General features: G+C 42.0%; 17 protein-coding genes. 9 read left to right on the top strand and 8 right to left on the bottom strand.

The annotated features are described in order from the left end of the window. Positions 1 to 50: 50 nt before the first annotated feature. From LVD17_RS01755 to LVD17_RS01730, 6 genes are all read left to right on the top strand, one after another. A complete protein-coding gene (locus LVD17_RS01755) occupies positions 51 to 494 on the top strand; it encodes an ATP-dependent zinc protease family protein (protein WP_233764365.1) in 444 nt (147 codons plus the stop codon). Then, the gene (rimK, locus tag LVD17_RS01750) at positions 494 to 1408 is read left to right on the top strand and encodes a 30S ribosomal protein S6--L-glutamate ligase (protein ID WP_233764361.1); all 915 of its coding nucleotides are present in this window, start codon (positions 494 to 496) and stop codon (positions 1406 to 1408) included. The genes LVD17_RS01755 and rimK overlap by 1 nt, the downstream gene beginning before the upstream one ends. Further along, positions 1401 to 2342, top strand: a complete 942-nt coding sequence (locus LVD17_RS01745; RefSeq protein ID WP_233764360.1) for a succinylglutamate desuccinylase/aspartoacylase family protein — start codon at positions 1401 to 1403, stop codon at positions 2340 to 2342. Before rimK ends, LVD17_RS01745 begins: the two co-directional genes overlap by 8 nt. Before the next feature lie 12 nt (positions 2343 to 2354). Continuing rightward, entirely contained in the window at positions 2355 to 5357 is a 3003-nt protein-coding gene (locus LVD17_RS01740) for an ATP-binding protein (RefSeq protein WP_233764359.1), read from the top strand. A gap of 4 nt (positions 5358 to 5361) precedes the next feature. Next, the gene (locus tag LVD17_RS01735) at positions 5362 to 6342 is read left to right on the top strand and encodes a mechanosensitive ion channel family protein (RefSeq protein WP_233764358.1); all 981 of its coding nucleotides are present in this window, start codon (positions 5362 to 5364) and stop codon (positions 6340 to 6342) included. Positions 6343 to 6587: 245 nt separating this feature from the next. Next, positions 6588 to 7325, top strand: a complete 738-nt coding sequence (locus tag LVD17_RS01730; protein WP_233764357.1) for a murein L,D-transpeptidase catalytic domain family protein — start codon at positions 6588 to 6590, stop codon at positions 7323 to 7325. Between the two features lie 2 nt (positions 7326 to 7327). Here LVD17_RS01730 and LVD17_RS01725 read toward each other — a convergent pair whose 3' ends face one another. From LVD17_RS01725 to LVD17_RS01705, 5 genes are all read right to left on the bottom strand, one after another. Next, positions 7328 to 8920 (bottom strand): L,D-transpeptidase family protein, encoded by a 1593-nt coding sequence (locus tag LVD17_RS01725; protein ID WP_233764356.1) that lies wholly within the window; start codon positions 8918 to 8920, stop codon positions 7328 to 7330. A gap of 140 nt (positions 8921 to 9060) precedes the next feature. Beyond that, on the bottom strand, positions 9061 to 9462 hold the full coding sequence (locus LVD17_RS01720; RefSeq protein WP_233764353.1) for a nuclear transport factor 2 family protein: 402 nt from the start codon (positions 9460 to 9462) through the stop codon (positions 9061 to 9063). 13 nt (positions 9463 to 9475) lie between these two features. Then, complete coding sequence (gene corA / locus LVD17_RS01715; RefSeq protein WP_233764352.1) at positions 9476 to 10576, bottom strand: magnesium/cobalt transporter CorA; 1101 nt, start codon at positions 10574 to 10576, stop codon at positions 9476 to 9478. Then, positions 10576 to 11448, bottom strand: coding sequence for a mechanosensitive ion channel family protein (locus LVD17_RS01710; RefSeq protein ID WP_233764350.1), 873 nt, complete (start codon positions 11446 to 11448; stop codon positions 10576 to 10578). Before LVD17_RS01710 ends, corA begins: the two co-directional genes overlap by 1 nt. Then, positions 11445 to 12314: an alpha/beta hydrolase family protein gene (locus LVD17_RS01705; RefSeq protein WP_233764349.1), complete on the bottom strand. Its 870-nt coding sequence runs from the start codon at positions 12312 to 12314 to the stop codon at positions 11445 to 11447. The genes LVD17_RS01710 and LVD17_RS01705 overlap by 4 nt, the downstream gene beginning before the upstream one ends. Positions 12315 to 12369: 55 nt before the next feature. Between LVD17_RS01705 and LVD17_RS01700 the strand changes: the two genes are divergently transcribed. The 3 genes from LVD17_RS01700 (at position 12370) to LVD17_RS01690 (ending at position 15358) form a co-directional block, all read left to right on the top strand. Further along, the gene (locus LVD17_RS01700) at positions 12370 to 13344 is read left to right on the top strand and encodes a polyprenyl synthetase family protein (protein ID WP_233764348.1); all 975 of its coding nucleotides are present in this window, start codon (positions 12370 to 12372) and stop codon (positions 13342 to 13344) included. Continuing rightward, positions 13341 to 14033: an SDR family oxidoreductase gene (locus LVD17_RS01695; protein WP_233764346.1), complete on the top strand. Its 693-nt coding sequence runs from the start codon at positions 13341 to 13343 to the stop codon at positions 14031 to 14033. The genes LVD17_RS01700 and LVD17_RS01695 overlap by 4 nt, the downstream gene beginning before the upstream one ends. A 332-nt stretch (positions 14034 to 14365) precedes the next feature. Beyond that, positions 14366 to 15358 (top strand): GlxA family transcriptional regulator, encoded by a 993-nt coding sequence (locus tag LVD17_RS01690; protein WP_233764345.1) that lies wholly within the window; start codon positions 14366 to 14368, stop codon positions 15356 to 15358. On the opposite strand, the gene LVD17_RS01685 is transcribed toward LVD17_RS01690, so the two are convergent. The 3 genes from LVD17_RS01685 to LVD17_RS01675 all read right to left on the bottom strand — a co-directional run bounded on the left by LVD17_RS01685 (position 15355) and on the right by LVD17_RS01675 (position 17088). Continuing rightward, a complete protein-coding gene (locus LVD17_RS01685) occupies positions 15355 to 15627 on the bottom strand; it encodes a hypothetical protein (RefSeq protein WP_233764344.1) in 273 nt (90 codons plus the stop codon). The genes LVD17_RS01690 and LVD17_RS01685 overlap by 4 nt on opposite strands. Positions 15628 to 15651: 24 nt before the next feature. Next, positions 15652 to 16023, bottom strand: coding sequence for a VOC family protein (locus LVD17_RS01680; RefSeq protein WP_233764343.1), 372 nt, complete (start codon positions 16021 to 16023; stop codon positions 15652 to 15654). Between the two features lie 486 nt (positions 16024 to 16509). Continuing rightward, positions 16510 to 17088, bottom strand: coding sequence for an NAD(P)H-dependent oxidoreductase (locus tag LVD17_RS01675; RefSeq protein ID WP_233764342.1), 579 nt, complete (start codon positions 17086 to 17088; stop codon positions 16510 to 16512). Positions 17089 to 17149: the final 61 nt, after the last annotated feature.

Here is a 17149-nt window from a genome sequence, read left to right as displayed (position 1 = left end):
TATTATATTTTTTTAGCACTATATTACCTGTTTATTCATATTGTTTTAAAATGAGGGAAAAACAAATTATCGGCCGCTATGATAAAATTGACCTGCCAGATCTGCATCTTTTTGAACTGGATGCGAAAATAGATACAGGAGCATATTCATCGGCCATTCATTATCATCATGCGGAGGTTATCGAGAAAGACGGGAAAAAAGTATTGCACTTTACACTTCTGGACCCTACCCATCCGGACTACAATGATAAGAGCTTCTATTTTGATAAATTTGAGGAAAGAAATATTAAAAACTCGTTTGGTGATTCGGAGAGGAGGTTTGTGATCAAAGCGACCATTACAATTTTCGGCAAGAATTATGAAACAGATTTTTCACTGAGTGACAGAGGCAGTCTTAAATTTCCTATTTTGCTGGGGAGAAAACTATTGCAGAAGGGGTTTGTTGTTGATGTAGCCAAGTCTAACCTATCATACAAATTAAAAAACAAGAAATAATGCAAATTGGCATACTATCTAGAAACTCTGACCTGTACTCTACCAAAAGGCTTGTGGAGGCATCTGAGCAAAGGGGGCATCAAGTTGAAGTAATAGATCATTTAAAATGCACCATTGTAATGGAGCAAAATAAGCCCTCCATTCTTTATCACGGGCGTTCATTGGATTATATTGATGCTATTGTTCCGAGAATAGGTGCTTCGGTGACGTTTTATGGCTCGGCGGTAGTCCGGCAGTTTGAAATGATGAAGGTTTTTACTGCTGTGGAATCGCAGGCACTCATCCGTTCGAGAGATAAGCTTAGGAGTTTGCAGATCCTTTCCAGGGCAGGGCTGGGGTTGCCCAAAACCGTGTTTACCAACTATTCTCGTGATACTGACGATATCCTGAATGCTGTAGGTGGAGCGCCGGTAATTATTAAACTTCTGGAAGGCACTCAAGGTTTAGGCGTGGTATTAGCAGATAACAGAAAATCTGCTGCATCTGTAATAGAAGCATTTCATGGACTGAAAGCGCGGGTGATCGTACAGGAATTTGTAAAAGAAGCAGGAGGGGCCGATATTCGGGCCTTTATAGTAGACGGGCAGGTTGTTGGAGCTATGAAAAGACAGGCTAAGGAAGGCGAGTTCAGGTCTAATCTGCATCGTGGAGGTACCTCAAGTATAATTAAACTCTCCAGGAAAGAAAAAAGCACAGCTATCGAAGCTGCAAAAAAAATGGGGCTGGGTGTAGCAGGTGTGGATATGCTGCAATCATCACGTGGACCACTTATTCTTGAGGTAAATTCATCTCCGGGCCTTGAGGGTATTGAGAATGCGACGGGGGTAGATATTGCCGGAAAGATAGTAGAATACCTGGAACGCAATGCAGGAAAGAAAAAAGGTAAAATACAAAAGGATAAAGTGAATGCCTGAAATTGTCATAGATGGACATAAAGTTGCCAGGGGCGAAGAACTGCAGATCAACGCTCTGATTGCTCGTTTACCTACAAGAACGCCCATAAACATACCAGTGTTTGTAAGCAGAGCCAAAAAGGCGGGGCCTACACTGCTCGTTATGGCTGGCGTTCATGGAGACGAAACCAACGGTATAGAGATCATGCGGAGGATCATCCGCAATAAATATTATAAACCCACATGTGGTACGGTGATAGCCATACCGGTTTTTAACGTTTACGGGTTTATTAACCATTCCCGGGGATTACCCGATGGTAAGGATCTTAACCGCTCATTTCCCGGATCTAAAAACGGCTCACTGGCAAGCAGAGTGGCCTATTTTATGACGAATGAAATACTGCCCCAGGTAGATTTTGGAATAGACTTCCATACCGGAGGTGCCAGTCACAATAACTACCCTCAGATCAGGGCACATTTTCAGTCAGAAGTAGAGTTTGAAATGGCCAAGGCCTTTGGCGCTCCTTTTATTATTGAGTCTCCGTTCAGAGATAAATCACTAAGGAAAACTGCGGCACGTGCAGGAAAACCAATATTGGTTTATGAGGGAGGGGAAACACTGAGACTCAGGAAGCAGGTACTGGACGTGGGAGTATCAGGTATGCTGAGGGTAATGAAGCACTTAGGCATGCGCGATGATGCACCTGAACCTGTTCATGATCCCATATTTATAAAATCATCGGTTTGGGTGCGCGCCAAACATGCAGGGCTACACCACGCCCATGTGCGTAATGGCAATAAAATTGAAAGAAACCAGAACCTGGGGCTAATAACAGATCCATACGGACAATTTGAAAAAATTATAAAATCGCCGGTCAACGGCTATGTAATAGGTATCAATAATTACCCTGTAGTAAACATGGGTGATGCTTTGCTCCATATCGGAAGCGAATAACGGGCACAAGGAATGAATACTGAGCTAAAAGATCAATATAATAAGTTTAAGCTTATCGTTGAGGACGACTTTGTGGCAGTACTCCATGCGAAGATCGAAGCTCAGGTTAGTTTTCTTGAAAAGGTTGAAGCACTGCAAAGAAAAATTGCAGGAGAAAGACTAAAGGCAGATCTGATTTCCGATGGCCTCAGAAAAACCTGTACCTACAAGCGTGCCCTGCTGGACCTTGTGGAACAAAGGTTTGAATTACCGGAGAGGGCCAATTTTGATAGCGATTTTACTTCTTTTAACCTCCACGCCGAAGAATATACAGACCAACTTGCAGAGGTGGTCGATCTACCTCAGAACATAAAGCGATTTGAGCCTCAGCAAGGTGATTCAGCACTGCTCAGGTTTGGTAAATGGTGGAAAAGATTCTTTTACACTATTTCAAAATGGCCGGAAAAAACACGTAATGGCTTTCGAAGGCTTTTCAAAAAGCAAACCGTTCCGTTAAGGCCTTGGCGTCATCGGGTGAGGCTGAGAAACCTAACCACATACTACTTAAAGGAGAAACTGCCAACAGAATTGCAGGTACTTCTCACCAGGATGTACCAGGACTTTTCCATATCGTCAAAAGTTTGCTGGGAGGTTGACAGTAAAATAGATAGAGCCTTTGAAGCTTATTTACATGGGGAGGAGCATGCCTATATAGTAGATGAGACAATCGTTGCACGCATCCATGATGTAGTGGCTCACCTTCGTAAGCTGAAAAATGAACTACAGGAAGAGGCAGACGCTATATACACCCGTATTTTTGAACAGTACTCGACGGCCTATGAAAAAACAGGGACTATTGAGATATCCAACGGAAGATTCCGTTCACGGAAGATAAAAAAACAGCACAGATCGCTGAAAAGCCACTATAGGTCGCTGGTTAATGGATGGAATAACACACTGCTGGTCTTGTCTGATGATTGGGAAATAGACCTTGAGATTTATGTTATCATTTATACCAGCCTGGAGGTATACTACAACACCCGGGAAAACCTGAAAACAAGGCTTGAAATAGTTACTTCCCGCAAACTGAATGAAATTAAATCGGTACTTGAAGATACAAGAATGCACCTTCGAGACCATCAGAAAGGTGAGGACTTAAAAGAGCTAATTAAAAGTGAGCTGGGTAACCTCAGAGAACGGTTAACACCCTCTCTTCTGCCCGAGGCCAACGATCTCATACTTGCCCAGGATTTCCCTGCGTTAGTAAATAATCTGGAATCGGAAACAGATCGGCTCATCCAGGGTATCTCTACCCGCAGGTCCGTAATGAAGGGTGAGGCTTATGACCAACCCATAAGAACGAACGCATTAAACTTCGTGTCTCCGTATGAGTTGATCAATTTTGAGTCATGGCCACTATTCCAAAAAATACTCAAATCAGTTAAACTGTCGATTACAGACAACCTCAATGAGGTCCAGAATGATATTATAGATGTAGGGCAGATAGCTGAATTTAACCTGGAGTCGGCGCTGTCACTATTTGATGACGATGCGAGGTCTGACGACCCGGCCCGGATAGCAGCAGAGGGGATCGAACGGACTATTGAAAAAGTAGAGACAATCTCGGATAAACTAAAAGGGCTACAGCAATCCATTGATGACGATCTTTACAGAGGACTTGAAAAGTTTAATGGCAGCCTCATCAAGTTTACCAACAATGAGAATATTTATGACATACGCGTACGGATAGCTAAGGGCAAGGCCCTGGATCGCAGTACGCGGTTTAAGGAAAAGCTGGTACATAACATCAGGAATTTCCTTCCCACGGTTATGATCTATATCAGGACCAGGTACAGAAAAGTGGCTGCTTTTGTGATGGAGACGTCCAAAAAGATTGGTATAACTGGTCAGCAAAAGGATATTTCCACCGAGCTGGCAGACTTCCTCGCCGAAACTGAAAAATCCATAGGAAAACTTCCCTTTGTTTATCAAAGACTCTTCAGAACTGACCCGCTGACGGATGTTAACTTCTTTGAGGGGAGAAAAACGGAGATGCTGCAACTCAACAATGCGTATAACAACTGGACCAAAGGACGTTTTGCTTCGGTAGTAATAACCGGAGAAAAGGGTAGTGGAGTTACAACCCTGCTGAATTTTTTTCTCAATGACCTGACCACCAGTAGTAAGGTATACCGTTTTTCTGTTGAAGGTCATGTGGAGACTCCCACTGAAATGCTCAGCTTCTTTTCCTTGCAGTTCGATAGCAAGTTTGATACGTTCGATAAATTGATCGTTTTCCTTAACCAGCAAAAGCGCGTGGTAGTACTTGAGAATATTCAAAAGCTTTACCTGAAGCGAGTAAGTGGTTTTGCTGCATTAAGGCTATTTTCCGAGTTGATCTCCCATACCAGCAAATATACCTTTTGGGTGGTGGGTGGAACCCGGTATGCCTGGGAATACCTACACAAAACAATTAATTTATCTGACCATTTCAGTTACCATATACCGCTTAAGGATTTTGATAACCAGGCAATTGTTAACATGATCAATAAACGACACAAAGTAAGCGGTTATAACATACGGTTTGAGCCGGCACCATCAGACCTTAACCAGAGAAAGTTTAAAAAACTAAGTGATACCGAACAGCAGGCGGGTTTACGTGACAGCTACTTCAATAATTTGAATAAAATAGCCAAGAGCAATGTAAGCCTCGCTTTAATATACTGGCTAAGGTCTGCCAAGGAGATTACGGGAAACACTATAGTGATAGGCTCCATGAAGGACAAAGACTTTTCGTTTATGAATAATCTGCCTGCCAATAAGGTTTTCGCTCTGGCCAGCCTGTTGTTTCATGATGGCATGAGTGAAGAAGGGTTTTGTAAGGTTACTGGCTATTCGCCAGGGAAAGCCAGAGCTGTTTTGCAGCCCATGTTTGAAGATGGGATTATAGTACTGAATAAAAACGAATATCAGATTAACCCATTGCTTTACAGACAAACAGTGTCGATGTTAAAAATGAAAAACATAATTCATTAGCAACGTGAAAAGATTGATCATACTATACTTTCTGCTGATTGCATTCGGCATTAGCGGATTTGCCCAGGAAGAGAATGATACTGTTTCCAGGGCTTTGGTTGTGGTGCCGGTTGATAGTGTGGAAGTGAAAATTGTAAAGGCTGATTCTTCTGAATTAGACCAGGTAGAGAGGGATGTGGTTGAAGGTGTAAAAGATGACCTGCCACAGATCTCAAAAATTATCTCTTTGGGGAAAGTATTCTGGACCATCATATTTATCCTCATCGGTTTTGTCTTTGTAAGGTTTTTAGGCTCTATACTGGAAAAGCTTGCCGAGAAAAGCACTAATTACAGAATTACAATCAAAGGGCTGATCCCGGTGGTGAAGATATCGATCTGGCTTTTCGTAATCTTTATTGTTATTGCAGGCATCTTCAGGCCTAAAATTGCTACTGTTCTGGCTGTTACCGCATCTATCGGTATTGCTGTTGGCTTTGCCGCTCAGGATATTCTGAAAAATGTATTTGGAGGCATTATGATCCTTTTTGACAGACCCTTTCAGGTAGGAGATAAAATTGAAGCAGGGGAATATTATGGCGAAGTAGTGGAAATAGGGCTGAGGTCAACCCGGATAGTAACGCCGGATGATTCGCTGGTGAGCATACCGAACGGGGAGCTGATGAACAAGTCAGTATCCAACTCCAATAGCGGTGCTGCAGACTGCCAGGTAGTGGCGGAGATATATTTGCCGATAACGGTAGATACCGAAAGTGTGCGCCAGATAGCTATAGAAGCAGCCCAGGTTTCCAGGTTCATATATCTAAATAAACCTATCGTAGTACTCTTTTTTAACGAGGTAAAAGAGCGCAGGTCATACCTGAAAATGAGATTAAAAGCCTATGTTTCTGATATTAGAAACGAATTTGCTTTCAAAAGTGATATGACGGAGATCGTAATGCGGGAACTGCTGCGCAATAAACTCGTAGACCCTGATGACCTGAAATAAGTGTCGTCACACGTTTTTATCCTCCGGAAGCACAACCTATTATCAGTGGCCAGGCCTCCATTTGCTCCCCGCAAAAAATATTATTACAGGATGTTACTACATACCGGCCCTAGTGTATTCATGAGCATATCTTTTGAGTTTTTTGAAATATTTTTTGCAAATGGAAATTATTTTTCCTTTGCTGTCGTTGCAGTCAAGGTTGGCGGATCGTTTCAAATTAAGTACTATTAAAGTTGTATTCCTCTATGAAGAAAGTTTTAGTTCTCACCGGCTTGGTGCTCCTGCTAGCGGGCAATTCTTTTTCCAACAGTATCAAACTTGATGAAAACATCTCCTCTTTAAGCAGTTTTATTCAAAACAGCTACAGCAAACTTCAGTTTGAAGGTAAAAAACCAGACTTCGATATTTACAAAAAAGGGCTTATAGGTTACCTGAACCTGAAAAAGCAAAACAGGCTTTCCAATTCGGGATTGCTTACACTTATTGATTTTCGCTTATCTTCCAACAAAAAGCGTCTTTGGATCATAGATCTGAAGCAAAGCAAAGTGATCCATCATTCACTGGTAGCGCACGGACGAAATACCGGAAATGAATTCGCAACCAAGTTTTCCAATGTGCCTAATTCCAACAGTTCCAGTCTCGGCTTTTACATTACAGGAGAGACCTATTATGGTAAGCATGGTCTTTCTTTAAGGCTTGACGGTATTGAGCCGGGCTTCAATAATAATGCACGTGAGAGAGCGGTGGTCATGCACGGTGCTGACTACGTTGACCCATCATATACCAAGAGCTATGGAAGAATAGGGAGAAGTTTCGGATGCCCTTCCATACCTATGAAAGGGCATAAGGAGATCATTAAAAAGCTGGCTAATAAAAGCTGCATGTTCATTTATTATCCGGACAAAAATTACCTGGCAAATTCAAAGCTGGCCAACGAGGCCTCTGCTTATGATGTACTAAGCCAGGCTGATTTTTCGCTATAATATTAAATGGAAGGCGGGCCTTGCTGCATGGCCTTCCACAATACACCATCTCGTTCATAAATATCTTTCCTGAAATTTATCCGGTCATGTTCGTCTACAAATGATGTCCAGTAAAGCAGATGGACATAGATCTCCTCGGAGAGCATAACGGTAAGGTTTTTCTCTTTGCCGACTGTTTTGTCGATTTTTTCCCTCGTCCATCCCGCAGGATGGTGTTTCAGCACATACTCTGCCATATCGATAGGTTTTGATAACCTTATACAACCGGAGCTCAGGGCCCTGTCTGTTTTGCTGAATAATTCGCGGTGATTGGTGTCATGCATGTAAACGTTGTAAGCATTAGGGAATATAAACTTTACCTGTCCCAGGGCATTGTTAGGCCCGGGGTCCTGCCTGATCTGGTAAGGAAAATTTTTGGGGGTTACCTCTGCCCAGGCAATCGAAGAAGGGTCAATTTCAGTGTCTCCGCTAATAACTTTCATATTCTGTGTTCTGAGATAGCCTACATTTTTCCTGATAGCCGGCAGCACATCGTTGGCAAAAATGGTGGGTGGTACCGTCCAGTAAGGATTAAATACGAGGTACATCATTTTATTGCTAAAAACAGGTGTTTTGCGATAGGGTTTACCAACTACCACCGACATTTCCATTTCCAGTTTGCCATTTTTAATTACTTCCAGCTCATAGTTGGCAATATTTACCAAAATATAATGTTCACCAAGGTCAAGGGGTAACCAGCGGCAGCGCTCCATATTTAAAATAATCTGCTCTATTCTTTTTTCTACAGGCTCATTGAGTATGGCCAGAGAACTTTTGCCAACAGCTCCATCAGGCTCCAGGCCGTGCCTTCTCTGAAATGTTTTAATGGCTTCCTCAATAGTGCTGTCAAACAAATTAACGCTATCGGTATGGGTAGTGCTGATATCGCCGGTGACAAAAAGGCGATTCCTTATTTGCTCAACTCTGGGGTCTGTCATACCTGTCCGCAATGTTTCTCCTCCCTCTATTACGGGCCATCCGCCTTTTGTCTCAATTTCCCGATACAGCCTGAGGGCTCTTTTTAACCTGACGTATGTTTTGTACTTAGGTTTTAAACCGTTCAGGCTTCTGGCAATTTCAATATTTTCAAGAGACCCGCTTAAGAGAATCTTGAGGTCTGTCTCTTTCCTGTTTACCTGCCATTCCGCAACGATTTTTTCGGGATTAACCTTACCGGAAAGCAGGTGAGAGGCATACAGCAGATAAGCATCAGTAAGCAACACATCCAGAGCCGGGGTCATGCTTTTCAGGCCTTTGAAGTTCTCCTTAAGATACTCGTAATGATAATCCTCGGTTTGTAACCCCTCCTCCGAAGCCAGCTTGATCTGTTCTATTAGCTCATTAATGTTATCTTCATGTGTCCATGCACGCTCAAAGCCTCGGCTATAGTAAAATTCAGGCAGGGTCTTTTTGCAAAACAATGGCTGTCCATCGATGTTGTATTCTTTGTTCTCGATGATTTTACGCAGGCCTTCGTCTGGCTGGGCCTGAGTATGAAAGGGCAAGAGTAAATAAATGGCAATAAATAAAAGGGTGTAAATACCAGTTTGTTTCATTTCTATTATTGATAAACGTCACCTATGAAATTAATCATCACAGGTTTACGGTGAAAGGGATATTGACAATAATGTTTAATAGGCAAAGGTTTGCTATTCGGTAATGCTGATTACACGGAAGAGAGAGTAACAGCCAAAATCTATTTGGATTGATCTACTATAAAATAAACCTCCTGAATCTTTCCTTCACTTACCTTATATATAGCAATAGCTCTCATGGCCGGTTTAGACTTATCGAAAATCACATTTTCGTGGTCTATTACCGTATGGCCTTCCACTATCCGGTTGACCAGCTCACAGTGTAGGTCTGGCATCTTGTCAAACATATCACTGTATCTTTTTTGCATATTTTCCTTCCCTGTATAAAGTAGTGTAGCCGGGAAGTTGTAGACTTTTACAGAGTCGCTGTAAGCAGAAAGAAAGGTCTCAATATCACGGTTGTTATATCCATCCAGTTGGAGGTCTGCAAGTTCTTCAGGAGTCTGTCCGTAGGTTAAGGTAGCGGCCGTGAGGACAACGATAAGGATAAGGATTGATTTCATCTAATCTTTACGGCTAAAGCCATTTTTTACGTTTAAAATAAATGATCATGGCGATGCTTGTGGCAATCATAATGCCCCAGACTGCCGGGTAGCCGTATTTCCAGTTTAGCTCAGGCATATGCTGGAAGTTCATGCCATAAACACCGGCTATAAAAGTGAGCGGAATGAAGATTGTAGCCATGATGGTCAAAACCTTCATAACTTCATTCATTTTATTGCTTATGCTGGTCATGTACATATCTGTAAGGTTGGTGACCAGGTCTCGATAAGTTTCAAGGGTTTCGATAACATGTATCGTGTGATCATAAACATCGGAGAAGAAAGGCAAGGTGTCTTTTTTGATGAGGTGGTATTCTCCCTTTGTGATCTTGCTCAATGCTTCCCTCAATGGGTATACGCTTTTTCTCAAAAAGATCAGCTCTCTTTTCAATTGCTGGATATCGTGGAGAGTCTTTTTGGTAGGCTCATCATACACCTCATCCTCCAGGATGTCTATACGCTCTCCAACCTTCTCCAGTATGATATAGTAGCTGTCTACAATCGTATCTATGAGCCTGTAAAATAAATAATCGGCGCCTCTGCTGCGGGCCCTGTTTTTGCCTGTGCCCGTTTGTCTCAAGCGGTCCCGGAAACCTTCGAAAAGGTCACCTTCCTTTTCCTGAAAGGATAAGAGGTAATCTTTGCCCAATACAAAGCTGATCTGCTCGTATGTAATATTCTCGTCAGTTAAATTATAAAGGGTTTTTAGTGTAAAAAATATCTGTTCCTGATATTCTTCAGCTTTAGGGCGGTGTTCCGTATTAAGTACATCTTCCATCAAGAGAGGGTGGAGTTTAAAATGTTCACCAATCTCCTCTATTAATTTCACATTGTGAAGGCCGTCAATGTTTACCCAGTTTACCTTGCCGGAGTTAAGCTGTTCCAGTACATCTTCCGAGCTTTTACTGCAGAACTCTATAATGTCCTGGCTATCGTAGGATATCAGGTCTACCTGCGATTTTTCAGTGAGCTTATCGCCCATGAAAATGAGAGTGCCCGGAGGCATTCCTGCTTTTGCCTTAGGGTTTTTAATACCTATGAGTTTGGTAAGCTTGTTTATTCGTGGAAGTTGCATCAGCTTTCTTTTTTCTCTTTGTAAACAATAGTACGATGCGGAAAGGGTATTTCTATCCCTTCTCTGTCGAACCGCTCTTTAATGGATTTGTGCAGGTCACACTTCATAGCAAAACCATCGGAAGGGTGGTTTGCCCATACAGAAGCCCGAAGATTAACGGAACTGTCTCCGAAGCTTAGTAACCTGACCACCACATCGGGATTGTTGTTGTCAATCTCCTCCTGCGTTCGGTTATCAATATGTAAGGGGTGTGCCATGGCTTCCTCCTGCATTATTTTTATAGCCAGGTCAATGTCAGAATCATAGCTGATGCTCATTAAAATAAACATGCAGGTCTTGTCATCTGTAAGTGTTGAATTGGTAATGGTCTGCTCACTGATAATGGAGTTGGGGATCACTATCCGGCGATTTTCAAAATTTCTGATTATGGTATGCCTCAACGTGATGTCCTCTACAGTGCCGGCATGTGTCTCCCCGATGTTGATGAGATCGCCAACACGAAAAGGTTTGAAAATGACAATGAATATACCACTGATAATATTAGAAAAGGCTGATTGTGAGGCAAAACCTACAATGGCAGCCAATATACCGGCACTGGCAAAGAGCGTAACTCCGTAGGCACGCAGGGCAGGGATGGTTTGGAATATTACCACCACCGCGAGCGTAAAGATTACAAAACTGACGGCGTTTTTAAGGAAATTGTATTTTGTAGGGTCTACATTGAGCTTAGATGAAGCTCCTGTAACGAATCTGTTTAATAACGCTCTCAATATCTTTGATAAGATGAAAGCGATCACAAGTATTAAAAAAGGAATGACAACATATTCTATTAATTTAGAATCGCTGTCCAGTAGTAGAGTTTTTATGTTCATATATTTCTTAAGGATTCAAAAAAATCAAGCGTGCGATCAAACGCCAGTTGAGCATGATAAGGTAGTTTATCTTCATTAAAAGGATGACTTGCCCCAAATACATGGTTTGCCTTGTCAATTAAAAGCAGTGCCGATTCTTTAGCCAGCTCATGTATTTTTTCTGCATCATTAGCGTTTACAGTTTCATCATCGGTGCCATGTACCACGAGTACAGGTTTTTTCAGGTTACTTACGGCTTTGCTTATGCTTAACCGGTCATGGTTTCTTTCAAGGTCCTCTACAATCTGGTATTTCATGGGCATTTCCTGTCCTGTACGGCCATTCAGAATATATTTAACTTCTTCTTGCTGCCAATCCTTTAACACCTCTTTTGTCCATCTGTTAAAATCAGCAACTGCTGCCCAGGTGACCACCGCCATTACCCTGTCGTCTTCGGCGGTTTTCAACAAAGCCAAACCTCCACCCCGGCTATGACCCATCAAAAATAGTTTATTGGTATCCATTTCAGAAGAGGATATGGTACAATCTGCTGAAAATAAATAATCTATGACCGTGCCGGCATCATCCAGCTCAATACTGAAGTTATTTTCACTAAAAGCATCAAGATCAACAAAATCTGACGGATGTTCGGGGGTGGTTCCATTATGGGAAAGATTGAACTTCACAAACACATAGCCAGCTCTTGCCATTTCATCTGCCAATACATTGAAATGGCCCCAGTCTTTAAAACCCTTGAAACCATGTATGAAAAGTACTACCGGTTTTTTGTGGTGATCATCCGTGTACCGCACATCGACCAATATCTTTTTTTTATGATGCCGGCTGTCTAAAACAATATCACCATGGATTTTCAGAGAGTTAGTCATTTTAATATTTTGATTAGGGTTATTTCGTCAGTATTATTGTACCTCATTCGTCCATATGGCTTTAAAACTACGAGATATCAAGGCCCCAATAGCTTCAGAGATGGAGGAGTTCGAAAAGAAATTCCGTGCCTCTATGAAGACTAAAGTATTGTTGCTTGACAAAATAATGAGTTATATCGTAAAGCGCAAAGGAAAGCAAATGCGACCTATGTTTGTTTTTCTCAGTGCCGGCACGTGTGGCAGCATTTCCGAATCGACTTACCGGGGTGCATCATTGATAGAACTCCTGCATACCGCAACACTTGTACACGATGATGTGGTAGATGATGCCAATTATCGCAGGGGCTTTTTTTCAGTAAATGCCTTATGGAAAAATAAGATAGCGGTACTTGTTGGTGATTACCTGTTAAGCAGAGGTTTACTCCTTTCCGTAGATAATGGTGATTATGATCTGCTGAAAATAGTATCGGATGCAGTAAAGTTGATGAGCGAAGGTGAGCTGTTGCAAATGGAGAAGGCTCGTCGTCTGGACATTACTGAAGAAGTATACTATGAGATCATCAGGCAGAAGACGGCTTCTTTAATTGCATCATGCTGTGGCGTAGGTGCGGCTTCGGCTGGAAATCAAAACGGTGCCGTGCAGAAGATGCAGCTCTTTGGGGAAAAGGTTGGCATGGCCTTCCAGATTAAGGATGATCTTTTTGACTATGGAGAAACAGAAGTGGGCAAGCCACTGGGGATTGATATAAGAGAAAAGAAAATGACCTTACCTTTAATTAAAGCGTTGGAGCGGGCATCATGGATGGAGAAAAGAAGGATATTAAACCTGGTTAAAAACCACAACGACAATACCCGGAAGATCAACGAGATCATAGATTTTGTAAAAGCCTCAGGAGGGCTTGAGTACGCTCAGGAAGTGATGCAGCAGTACTATCATGAAGCTATGGAAATATTGAATGATTTTGAAGACTCCCAATACAAGACCTCATTGAGCCAGCTTGTACAGTTTACTATTGAAAGAAATAAATGAAGTTAGAGCATAAAACAGCCATAGTAACCGGTGTAAGTAAAGGAATAGGACTGGCTACAGTAAAAATGCTGCTGGAAAGAGGTTGTAAGGTAGCAGGCTGGGGAAGAACGGCACCTGATCTGTCTGATGATAACTTTCATTTTTATAAAACTGATGTCAGGAATATCAAGGAGGTAAATGATGCCTACGAAGCTACAGTGAAAGATCTGGGCGATGACATTGCAATACTGATCAACAATGCAGGCCTGGGTTATGAAGGAGGAGTAGAAAACCTTGATCCGGCACTTTGGCGGCAGATGTTTGAAACCAATGTTGATGGTATATTTTATTGTAGCCGGTTGGTGATCCCTAAAATGAAAAGCAATGATGAAGGACATATTATCAATATTTCATCTATAGCCGGGAATACCGGGATACCGCATATGTCGGCCTACTGTGCTACCAAACATGCTGTAACAGGGTTGTCGCACTCCATGTACAAGGAGTTAAGAAACTTTGGAGTAAAAGTCACCTGCATTTATCCCGGCTCCGTAAAGACCAATTTCTTCGACAAAATAGACTCAGTGCAAGTTAATGACGGTATGATGATGCCCGAGGATATTGCTAGTACCATCATTCACTGCCTGGAAACACAGGCCAACTATCACCACGTGGATATTGAAGTGAGACCGCTTAAGCCAAAGAAATGATGCGTTACCAGTGATGACCGGTATGAAAATGCAACCAATACTTACTTCTTTCCCTTAGTTATATTAAGCCTGCCAAGTATCTAACTCAGTTTCTTGCCTTAACAGAATAGTAAGCAGTAACCTGCTTAGCTAAGTACTTCCTGTTATCAAGGGTGGCCTGCGGGGTATATTCAAAGTGGATATGCCCGGTACCGCGGCTTGGTTATAAACTAAATGGGATTCACCCCGCTTTCAGGTGTAAATACGGCAAATCGACGGGTTGATTGCGACACAGGTGTTTTGTAGCTTTACCTTTATGAAAATCATGTGAATCATACTTAAACCATACTCCTATGAAGCATATTTCCATTCTCATTCTCAAAGGGCAAACAAGCCTTGTGAATATTGAAGGTACCCATCAGATATTTTCAATGGTCAATCACTTTTTGCACGAAATGGGCAGGCCGCCGTTATTCAATGTGCACCTGGTAGGTCTTGCCAGGGAAACCAGGCAGGCGAGTGGATTATTTACCATCAACCCCGATACGTTGCTTAAAGATGTAAAAAAGACGGATCTCATTGTGATCCCTGCAATTCATGGAGATCAGCAAAAAGTGCTTCTTGACAATGAGGAGTTTATTCCGTGGGTCATACAGCAATATAAACACGGGGCGGAAATTGCCAGCCTTTGCATAGGTGCATATTTTCTTGCAGCTACCGGCCTGGTTGACGGTAAGCAGTGTGCTACACACTGGCAACATGCCGAAAATTTCAGAAGGATGTTTCCCGAGGTGGAGCTGGTAGACGATAAAATCATGACGGAAAGTGACGGGATCTACACCAGCGGAGGTGCTTACTCTTACCTCAATCTGCTGTTGCACCTGATCGAAAAGTATGCAGGCCGTGAGATGGCGGTATTGACATCAAAGGCATTTATGATTGATATCAATAAAACCAGCCAGTCGCCATTCATTATTTTTCAGGGACAGAAAACCCATGAGGATGAAACTGTCAAAATGGCCCAGGAATATATCGAAGATAATTTTCAGGATAAAATTACTGTAGATCAGTTGTCAGGGATGTTTGCTTTAAGCAGGAGGAGTTTTGAAAGAAGGTTTAAAAAGGCTACCTGCAATACCATTACGGAATATATTCAAAGGGTAAAGGTGGAGGCTGCCAAGAAGAGCTTTGAAACCAGCAGAAAAAACATCAATGAGGTGATGTTTGATGTAGGGTACTCTGATACAAAAGCTTTTAGAACAGTCTTTAAAAGAATAACCGGTTTATCGCCTATTGAATATAGAAACAGGTATAACAAAGAAGCTGCCGTAGCGTTTGCTGTTTAATTTTTTTCTTTGGAAAAATATGAGAGTGTGGTATGGTCAATTGAGGGAATTATATCAGGTAAAACTTCAGCGTTATAACCTGCGGCGCTCAATAATTTTATGAATTGGTCAGGTTGGATTCCTGCGTCATTATACTGTATCCTGAGTATATGATCGCAGTCATCCAGATCAAAATTGGCCATTACATCCGTGAAAGTATCGTGGATCAGGGTGATTAAAGCGTCTGCTTCCTGCCGTTCTTTCACACTGGTTTTAAAAACTTCTACCATATTAATAAATCGTTGTAGGAAAACTTATTCGCCTTCTATTACGGATAGAATATTTCCTGCCGGGTCTTTGAACCAGGCGATATTTGGGCCTTGTCCTCGAAAGATGCCCTTTTCATCGGTTTTAAGTTGTCCCTCATATTGCTCAAATCTGATTCCTGCCTGGCTTAACTGGTCTACTGTTTTTTCAATATCGTCAACAGGAAAGTTAAGCACAGTAAAACCAGCTGCAGAGTGATCTGGCTTAGGGTATATTATTACCTTATGCCCGTCGGCAATATTTAGCTCTATGAAACCCATGCTGTCTTCAGAAACATCCAGTCTCAACGTTTCTCTGTAAAATTCTTTTGCTGCATTAAGGTCATTGACTGAAAAACTACTGAAAGCTGTATTGAACATGATTAGAATATTTAGGTGAAAAATGATAATTAGGAGCCTGTCTGATTATTGATAACAAAATTTTAAGGTATACAATTTTCACAGGCCTGATTTTTATGATATAAACAAAGCTATATGAATTTATTGACCTTTGGAGGGTGTAAATACGGCAATCAGAAGGGGCAAATGAGTCAATACATAATAGGTAGCTGTTAGAGTTTAAGTACACTCAGGCTAACCTGTTTTTAGAGAATATTACCAATGGGCGTGGACTTGCTATGGTACCACTGATCTGGCTTTCTGTTTTACTAAGCCCTTCAGAACTAGTAAAGCTTCGTTCATTGTCAATGAACCTCCATGAAGGGGAATGCTTAGTTGGAGTTGTACATTCTCTGGGAAATGGTGCTTATAGAGTGTGGAATGTTGCTGTCAGGAGACAGCAACAGGTGGGAGAATTTTTTTTGTGGTTACAGGTTGTTGGAAATTCCTCTCAACAACGGGTTCCTTTCATTTTAATCCCACTCCAAGTTGATATGCCTGCTTTAGCCATTTGTCACGCTGCGCCTGATCTGAAGTCTTGACAATACCAAAAGAGGACACTGCAACAGGTTTTACACCACAATACTCCAGCGTACTTTTCTTCAACATGTTGATGCTGGGACGTCCGTAAACCAACCAATAGTACCAACCCGGCTGATCCATGGTGGTAATGATGCGGGCGGTTTTACCTTTTAGCAGTTTATCCCACCACACTGAGTTTGGTTTGGGTTGATAGGCCATACCGGGCAGAAAAAGTCTGTCAACGAACCCCTTGGCTTTGGCCGGCAAGCCGCCCCACCAGACCGGATGAACCCAAACAAGGTGGTCAGCATTTTTGATTTTTTGCCATGCTTCCAGCAGGTCATCCTCAAGTTCCATCCTTTCCCTATAGCCATTTTGCAGGTTGGGGTCAAAGTTTAAATCTGATATACACACTTCTTCAACTTTGGCATATGAAGCCAGGGCGCCTTTTTTATAAGCTTTTGCCAAAGCTGTATTGAAACTTTCCTTGTCTGGATGCGCATTAATAATTAGTATTTTTTTCATCTTTTGCTCTTTATCTACAGAGGCAAAAGTATGGCGGAGTTTTTCCTTTCTTCAGGACAAA

The organism is Fulvivirga ulvae (assembly GCF_021389975.1).
In the GTDB taxonomy this organism is placed as follows: Bacteria; Bacteroidota; Bacteroidia; order Cytophagales; family Cyclobacteriaceae; genus Fulvivirga; species Fulvivirga ulvae.
This window is presented reverse-complemented; position numbering and strand designations above follow the sequence as displayed.